Raw genomic sequence first — 7553 nt, forward strand, 5'->3', positions numbered from 1 at the left:
ATTGCATTCACAACATCAAAACCTGTGGGAGCTGGCTTGCCAGCGATGAGGCCGACGCGTTCACTCTGAATCTAATGCCCACCCACCACCATCGAGGTAAACGGTGCGACGTACGCCTGCAACGTCACCAGCCCGCCGACCAGGATCGCCAGCACGATCGAGTGGAAGAACACGTAACGCAGGATCTCGCCCTCATGCCCGTACCAACGGGTCGCGGTGGAGGCGACGACGATCGACTGCGCATCGACCATTTTGCCCATCACCCCACCGGAACTGTTCGCTGCCGCCATCAGCACCGGGCTGATACCCAGCTGTTCCGAGGTCACCCGTTGCAAGCCGCCAAACAGCACGTTCGAAGCGGTGTCGGACCCGGTCAGCGCTACCCCCAGCCAGCCGAGCAGCGTGCCGAACATCGGGTAGAAAATCCCCGTCGCCGCAAACGCCAGGCCCATGGTCGCATCCAGCCCCGAATAGCGCGTGAGGAAGCCCAGCGCCAGCATCGCCGCAATCGTGATCAGCGAAAACCGCACCACCCACAATGTGCGCAGGTATTGCTTGATCAGTTGCGGGATCGAATACCCCATCAGCAGACCGCCGACAATCGCCGCCAGCAAGATCCCGCTGCCAGTGGCGGTCAGCCAGGTGAACTTGTAAATCGCTTCCTCGGCTTTCGGCGCCGCGACAACCGGCGGCACTTTTTCTATTTGCAGATGCAGACCGGTGAAGGTCAGCGCCGGGGCGAAGATCGGATTGGCCTCGCGTACCGGTTTGCCTTGCGGGTCGAGCTTGGCCGACTGCGTGACCGGGTCGATCACCGGGCGCGTATCGAACATGTTCTTGAAACCCTGGGTGCCCCAGGCAAACACGAACACCGTGAGAATGATCCACGGCATCCACGCACGCATCACTGCCGGGCGCGCCTGATCGCTGAACGCGGCGCTGGCGGTGACTGTTTCTTCGTCGACCTTGGAGTTGTCGACGCGCCCGGACAGCGCCGCCGAGGTGTGGATGGTCGCCGGTTTCCACACCTTGAGGAACAGCGTCAGACACGCCATGGAAATCAGCGCAGCGATCACGTCCACCAGCATCGGCCCGTGGTAGTTCGACACGAGAAATTGCGGGATGGCGAAACTCACCCCGGCCACCAGAATCGCCGGCCACACCTCGAGCATCTTGCGCCACCCGGCAAACGCCCAGATCAACCAGAACGGCACCAGCACCGAGAAGAACGGCAGCTGCCGGCCGACCATCATCGACAGCTCCATCTCGTCCAGCCCGGTGACTTTGGCCAGGGTGATGATCGGCGTGCCCAGCGCACCGAAAGCCACTGGCGCAGTGTTGGCGATCAGCGCCAGACCCGATGCGGCCAATGGCGAAAAACCCAGGCCGATCAGAATCGCCCCGGTCACCGCTACCGGCGTGCCAAAGCCTGCCGCACCTTCGAAGAACGCACCGAAACAGAAGGCGATCAGCAGCAATTGCAAACGTCGGTCATCGGTGATCCGCGCTAGAGAATCCTGCAGCACTTTGAACGAACCGTTTTCGGTGGTCAGGCGATGCAGAAAGATGATGTTGAGCACAATCCAGCCGATCGGCAGCAAGCCATTCGCCGCGCCGAACAACGCCGCCGAACCGGCCATGCCCGCCGGCATGTCGAAGGCGAAAATCGAGATCAGCAGGGCGGACGCCAGCGCCAACAGCGCCGCCAGATGCGCCTTGACGTGAAAGAACGCCAGCGCCGCGAGCATCACCACCACCGGCACTGCGGCCATCAGCGTGGAGAGTACCGGGTTGCCGAACGGGTCGTAGATTTGCTGCCAGACCATGATCCACCTCTGCTTATTGTTATTGAGGGCGCAGATCCATTGCATGGGGGTAGGTTGCAAGCAGTATAGGTGGCGTTACGCCGCTGTTCGGCTGCGACGAACGAGCCGACAAACGGTCGATAGTGGCCACTGAATCAACGCGCTTTTGCCCGGTCGTATCTGCGGCTGCGCGCACTGCGTCCCGAAGACGCGGGCAGCGTGGCGATTTCCGTCGTCAAGACCTTGGGTTTTAGGGAAGTGTTGAATGAAGCAAGCGACAACGATGCTGCTCACTGTGACCGCCGCCGTATTGCTGAGCGGCTGTATTGCGGATTTTGATGATGACCATCGCCATGGCCGGCACTACGACCGCGACCATGGCCGCTATTACGACCATGACCGGCGCTGGGACGACCGCGATGACGACCGCCGCGATGGCCGTCGTTATCACCGTGATCGCGATGATGACTGATTGAATGAAGAGGGCGTTCCCATCAAAGGAACGCCCTCTGTGCATCAGCCTCAGTTGAAAAAACGAGCGTTCGCCTGGACGCGGGATCGCGCAGGCACCGAGGCCTCGTGATCGAGCAAATGGGTGGCAAGTATGTCGCTCAGAAAACGGAACTGATCGTTGAGGCCGACCACTTCATTGCTGAAATGGTTGCTGGCGGCGGGCATCAGCAGATCGTCGAAATCCTTGTTGAACACCAGCGTCTGCGCCTTGCGCGGCACGACGTGCTGTTGGTAGTAGTTGCTGCCGAACACCGGGAAACTCACGGCGAGGGTGACTTGGGCGTGGATCATGGTGTGAACGCCTCGTTGTGTTTCGGATGGGTCAATCGTGCCTTTCGTGAGGGAGGGGCGGAAGGCAATCGTGGCGATGGTGGATATCGATGGCGGTGATGGTTGAGCATTTGCAGTGGGGCTGATGGCGTTGCATCTGTGGGAGCGAGCCTGCTCGCGAAGAGGCCGGAACCTTCAGCATCGAAATCGACTGACCCACCTATACTCAAACCAGCACCTCCCCAAGCCAAAGGACACCACCACCGTGAACCCGCGCGCGCTGGTCGTCGCCGCACTGCTTTTGCTGGCCGGCTGCGCCACCTCGGCCCGGGCACCGGTGAGTGCGCCGCAGGCGGTGGTGGTGTCGGCGCAAACCTGGCAGCAGATCGACCGCGAGATCCTCAGCGCATCGCAGCAGGCCACCGAGCAGGTCAAGCTGTTCGCCCGTGGCTCGATGGAACATTGGCGCACTCGGGTCTATCAGCAAACTGAAGAAAATTTCATCCCCTGGTTCAGCAGCTACTGGACCCAGGAATGGCTGTCGATGAAGGTCAGTTGGTACACGATCAGTGCCGGCGGTGAGCAGGACGCTTCGGCGAAACGGCTGGCGGCGTATCTGCTTGAGCAATATCAGGAAAAGGTCCTCGCGCCGGTCGCCGTGGAGATCGATCCGGATGCGATTCTGGCGCAGGCCACGGCGTTCTATGCGCAGTTGATGGCGCAGCAGATGCCGCTCATCGCCCAGCGTCACGGTGTGCCGATTGCGCAGCTCAACGGCCGCTTGCAGAAGATCCCGGCCATCGCCCTGGGCCCGCCGCCGGCGCGGGATGCGTCGCTGTTCAAAGTCATCAGCACCGAGCCGCTCAACACCCTCCCGGCGTACGCCGCGCTGATCGACAAGATCCACACCGACGGCGGCGCCAAGGGCATTTCCTCCACCGACGCGGCGATGGCCCCGGTGGCCAAGCGCGCCAGCCAGCGCATCGAAGCCGAAATGGCCCCGCGCGGCGCCGCCAGTGCAGTGGCGGCAGCAGCCGGGAAACTGGCCGGGGCGATGATTTCGGTCGGCGTGGCCGGCATACGCGCAATCATCCAGGCCAACGACCGCCCCGACAGCGAAGCGCTGATCCGCAGCAGCCTCGGCAACACCTTCGACAAGGCCTGGCAGAAGCTGCTGCAGAATCCGACCACGGGGGTGATGGCCGGCACGCTGCACATGGCCGGGCAGGTCGAAGGTAATTTGGGCGTGAATGAGCAAATGCCTATCGGTGTGAACGCTGTGCCATAGCGCCTGCACCTGCGAAGTTTTGTTGGCGGCGGTCGCGCCCGGATCAGAGCGGATGCTAGTCTTGCGCAACGCTGTTGTCAGGGAGCCCACATGGGCAATCACAAGATCGAAATTCGCCGCAGTAACGTCGAGAAAATCCTGCTGGCGGCGGAAAAGGTTTTCGCCGAAAAAGGCTTCGGCAGCACCGCCATGGCGGACATCGCGGCCGAAGTGCAGTTGCCGCGTTCCAATCTGCATTACTACTTCAGCACCAAGAGCGAGCTTTACAGCGCGGTGCTGTTCGATCTGCTGGAAGTGTGGAAGCAGGACGCGCTGTGCTTCGAGATGTTCGACGACCCGCGCGTGGTGCTGAGCAGTTACATCCGCGCCAAGATGAATCATTCGCGCAGCCGGCCCTATGGCTCGAAAGTCTGGGCCAACGAGATCATCCACGGCGCGCCGACCCTGGGCGAGGCGCTGGATGCGAGCCTGTATGACTGGGCGAAGATGAAGGAAGCGAAGATTCGCCAGTGGGTCGAGGACAAGCGGATCCTGCCGGTGGAGCCGTCGGGTTTGCTGTACATGATCTGGGCGTCGACGCAGCATTACGCCGACTTTGATCATCAGGTGAACATTCTCAATGATCACCAGCCGTTGTCGGATATGCAGTTCGAGCGGGCGGTGCAGACCGTGACGGGGGTGATTTTGCGCGGGATCGGGCTGGAGCCTTGAAGAGCACCATCAAGGGCTTACCCTCACCCCAGCCCTCTCCCAGAGGGAGAGGGGGCCGACCGAGGTGTATTGAGAGGTACATCGACCTGAAAGACCGTGTCGATTATGGATTCACAACAACTATTTCAGGTCGGCGAAGTTTGTCAGCATCCCCCAATCAGTCCCCTCTCCCTTTGGGAGAGGGCTAGGGTGAGGGGGTTTTTCAGACTGCAACGTGGTAGGGGTTGCGCGGATCATGATTCCAGTCCAGAAACGGCTTGCCCGTGTCCATCGGCACCATCTCGATGCAGTCGGCCACGGGGCAGGTGATCTGGCACAGGTTGCAGCCCACACATTCCTCATCGATCACTTCATATTTATGCGTACCGTCGGCCTGTTTCAGACTGCCGATCGCCTGGTGTGAGGTGTCTTCACAAGCGATGTGGCAACGCCCGCAACCAATGCACGCCTCCTGGTCGATCTTCGCGATCACCTGGTAGTTGATATCGAGGTACTTCCAATCCGTGGTGTTACCCACGGCGCGCCCGGAAAATTCGGCGATATTGGCGTAACCCTGGCTGTCCATCCACCGCGACAGGCCATCCTTCATCTCTTCGACAATGCGGAAACCATGCAGCATCGCCGCCGTGCACACCTGCACCGCACCGCTGCCCAGCGCCATGAACTCAGCGGCGTCGCGCCAGCTGCCGATGCCGCCAATGCCGCAGATCGGCAAACCCTGGGTCTGCGGATCACGGGCAATTTCCGCGACCATGTTCAGCGCAATCGGCTTGACCGCCGAACCGCAATAACCACCGTGAGTGCTTTTGCTGCCGACGGTGGGCAGGGCGACCATGTGGTCCAGGTCGACACTGGTGATCGAGTTGATCGTATTGATCAGCGACACTGCATCCGCGCCGCCGCGATGCGCTGCCCGGGCAGCGACGCGGATGTCGGTGATGTTCGGGGTGAGTTTGACGATCACCGGCAGCGAGCAGTACGTCTTGCACCAGCGCGTCACCTGCTCGACATACTCCGGCACTTGGCCGACCGCCGCGCCCATGCCGCGTTCGGGCATGCCGTGGGGGCAGCCGAAGTTCAGTTCGATGCCGTCGGCGCCAGTGGCCTCGACCAGCGGCAGGATGTGTTTCCACGACTCCTCGACACACGGCACCATCAGCGACACGATCAGCGCGCGATCCGGCCAATCCTTTTTCACCTGAGTGATTTCGCGCAGGTTGATTTCCAGCGAACGGTCGGTGATCAGTTCGATGTTGTTGATGCCCAGCACTTCGCGATTGGCGCCGTAATGCGCCGAATAACGCGAGGAAACGTTGACCGCCGCCGGATCCTCACCCAGGGTTTTCCAGACCACGCCACCCCAGCCCGCTTCGAAGGCGCGGACCACGTTGTAGGCCTTGTCGGTGGGCGGCGCGGAAGCCAGCCAGAACGGGTTGGGCGCTTTGATGCCGGCGAAGACTATCGAGAGATCGGCCATTTACGCAGCCTCCACGTTGAGCATCAGTTGAGCGTTGATCGCCTCGGCGGCGCGTTTGCCATGCTGCACCGCTTGCACGGTAAGGTCCTGATCGAGGCTGGTGCAGTCGCCGCCGGCATACACGCCGGGGACGCTGGTGCGCAGGTGTTCATCGACCTCGATGCGTTCGCCCCGACGCTTGAGCTCGCGCGCCAACGGATCGCTGAGAGCGCTGTCATCGAAGCTCTGGCCGATGGCTTTGAAGATCGCATCGGCAGCCAGCTCGAAGGTTTCTCCGGTGGTTTGCAGACGGCCTTCAACCAGATCGGTGCGGGCGAAACGCATGCCGCGCACGCGGCCCTGATCATCGAGCAACACTTGCTCCGGCTGCGCCCAGGTCAGCAATCGCACCTGATTGGCTTTGGCGATGTCCTGCTCATGGTGGGTGGCGCCCATGTCTGCGGCACCACGGCGATACACCAGATTGACGTCGCGCGCGCCGAGGCGGGCCATCTGCACGGCCATGTCGATCGCCGTGTTGCCAGCGCCGAGAACGATGCAGCGTTCAGCCAAGGGCAGTTGCGTGAGGTCATTGGCCTGGCGCAGTTCGCGGATGTAGTCGGTGGCGGCGAGCAGGCCCGGCGCGTCTTCGTGGGCCAGACCGAGTTGCTTGCTGGCATTCAGGCCGAGGCCGAGGAATACCGCGTCAAACTGATGATGCAGTTCGCTGAGAGTAAGATTTGCACCGAGTTTCTGGCCGTGGCGGATTTCAATGCCGCCAATCTGCAGGAGAAAGTCCAGCTCCTTCTGCGCGTAGTCATCGACCAGTTTGTACTTGGCGATGCCGTACTCGTTGAGCCCGCCGGCCTTTTCCCGTGCTTCGAAAATCACCACATCATGCCCGTGCATCGCGCTGCGATGGGCGCAGGACAACCCGGCCGGCCCGGCGCCGACCACGGCGATACGTTTGCCTGTGGCCGGGGCGCGCTGGAACGGATGTTCGGCGAAATGTGCGTTGTCTACGGCATAACGTTGCAGCAGACCAATCAGCACCGGCGCACACTCCTGCGCGTTGTTGCGCACGCAGGCCTGCTGGCAAAGAATTTCCGTCGGACAGACCCGCGCGCAACTGCCGCCGAGGATGTTTGCCGAGAGGATCTTTTGCGCTGCGCCCTGTACGTTGTCCTGATGGATGTTGCGGATGAACGACGGAATGTCGATTTCGCTGGGGCATGCATTGACGCAAGGCGCGTCGTAGCAATACAGGCAGCGCGAGGCTTCCAGATGCGCTTGCCGGGCATTGAGCGGCGGCGCCAGATCAGTGAAATGGCCGGCGAGGGCGGCCGCGCTTTCGTGCGGGTGGGGAAGGTGGTTCAGGGTCTCGATCACGGTTTATGGCCTCATGGCTAATTGAGGTGCTGCCTCTGGTGGGCAGTGGTTGATCGTTCCCACGCTCTGCGTGGGAATGCCTCAAGGGACGCTCTGCGTTCCAATGGGACGCAGAGCGTCC

At 61.7% G+C, this 7553-nt stretch carries 7 protein-coding genes; 3 read left to right on the forward strand and 4 right to left on the reverse strand.

All coding sequences use genetic code 11. The annotated features are described in order from the left end of the window. Positions 1-71: 71 nt before the first annotated feature. Positions 72-1826, reverse strand: a complete 1755-nt coding sequence (locus tag F8N49_RS23150; protein ID WP_110601004.1) for an L-lactate permease — start codon at positions 1824-1826, stop codon at positions 72-74. A gap of 244 nt (positions 1827-2070) precedes the next feature. Between F8N49_RS23150 and F8N49_RS23155 the strand changes: the two genes are divergently transcribed. Next, on the forward strand, positions 2071-2277 hold the full coding sequence (locus tag F8N49_RS23155) for a hypothetical protein (protein ID WP_016775135.1): 207 nt from the start codon (positions 2071-2073) through the stop codon (positions 2275-2277). A 50-nt stretch (positions 2278-2327) separates the two neighbouring features. Here F8N49_RS23155 and F8N49_RS23160 read toward each other — a convergent pair whose 3' ends face one another. After that, complete coding sequence (locus tag F8N49_RS23160; protein WP_151552746.1) at positions 2328-2609, reverse strand: hypothetical protein; 282 nt, start codon at positions 2607-2609, stop codon at positions 2328-2330. Between the two features lie 244 nt (positions 2610-2853). Here F8N49_RS23160 and F8N49_RS23165 point away from each other — a divergent pair, with 244 nt between their 5' ends. Then, positions 2854-3876 carry a hypothetical protein gene (locus tag F8N49_RS23165; RefSeq protein WP_073471199.1) on the forward strand — a complete coding sequence of 341 codons (1023 nt, stop codon included), beginning with the start codon at positions 2854-2856 and terminating at the stop codon, positions 3874-3876. A 90-nt stretch (positions 3877-3966) separates the two neighbouring features. Continuing rightward, positions 3967-4587: a TetR/AcrR family transcriptional regulator gene (locus F8N49_RS23170; protein WP_024013291.1), complete on the forward strand. Its 621-nt coding sequence runs from the start codon at positions 3967-3969 to the stop codon at positions 4585-4587. A gap of 202 nt (positions 4588-4789) precedes the next feature. Here the strand turns inward: F8N49_RS23170 and preA are convergent, their stop codons facing one another. Next, complete coding sequence (gene preA, locus F8N49_RS23175) at positions 4790-6064, reverse strand: NAD-dependent dihydropyrimidine dehydrogenase subunit PreA (protein ID WP_071172797.1); 1275 nt, start codon at positions 6062-6064, stop codon at positions 4790-4792. Continuing rightward, entirely contained in the window at positions 6065-7432 is a 1368-nt protein-coding gene (locus F8N49_RS23180) for an NAD(P)-dependent oxidoreductase (protein ID WP_151552748.1), read from the reverse strand. Between the last annotated feature and the right edge of the window lie 121 nt (positions 7433-7553).

The organism is Pseudomonas sp. GXM4, assembly GCF_008923895.1.
Lineage (GTDB): Bacteria > Pseudomonadota > Gammaproteobacteria > Pseudomonadales > Pseudomonadaceae > Aquipseudomonas > Aquipseudomonas atacamensis.

Coding starts and splice junctions, on each gene's coding strand:
- F8N49_RS23150 (WP_110601004.1), bottom strand. CDS start 1,826: ATGGTCTGGCAGCAAATCTACGACCCGTTCGGCAACCCGGTACTCTCC.
- F8N49_RS23155 (WP_016775135.1), top strand. CDS start 2,071: ATGAAGCAAGCGACAACGATGCTGCTCACTGTGACCGCCGCCGTATTG.
- preA (WP_071172797.1), bottom strand. CDS start 6,064: ATGGCCGATCTCTCGATAGTCTTCGCCGGCATCAAAGCGCCCAACCCG.
- F8N49_RS23170 (WP_024013291.1), top strand. CDS start 3,967: ATGGGCAATCACAAGATCGAAATTCGCCGCAGTAACGTCGAGAAAATC.
- F8N49_RS23160 (WP_151552746.1), bottom strand. CDS start 2,609: ATGATCCACGCCCAAGTCACCCTCGCCGTGAGTTTCCCGGTGTTCGGC.